1 protein-coding gene is annotated in these 250 nt (G+C 49.6%); it reads right to left on the minus strand.

Going from position 1 to position 250, the window contains the following annotated elements; translation table 11 throughout:
- Positions 1-116: 116 nt before the first annotated feature.
- Positions 117-250: acyl carrier protein (gene acpP / locus ACIQVE_RS24570; protein ID WP_402813356.1), on the minus strand; the 134-nt coding region annotated here is incomplete at its 5' end.

Here is a 250-nt window from a genome sequence, read left to right on the forward strand (position 1 = left end):
CGCGACACAGCACTCTCCTTTTTCAAATGACGACTTTGCATCAGGCCTAAAGAAAAAACCGCACGCCGTGATGGCAGTGCGGTTTTTCCATGACAGCAAGCAACGATTACAGGCTATTAAGCCTGGTGGTTTGTAACGTAATCGATTGCGGCTTGTACAGTAGTGATCTTCTCAGCTTCTTCGTCAGGGATTTCGGTCTCGAATTCCTCTTCCAGAGCCATCACCAGCTCAACGGTGTCAAGGGAGTCGG

The organism is Pseudomonas sp. NPDC098747, from assembly GCF_044760045.1.
In the GTDB taxonomy this organism is placed as follows: domain Bacteria; phylum Pseudomonadota; class Gammaproteobacteria; order Pseudomonadales; family Pseudomonadaceae; genus Aquipseudomonas.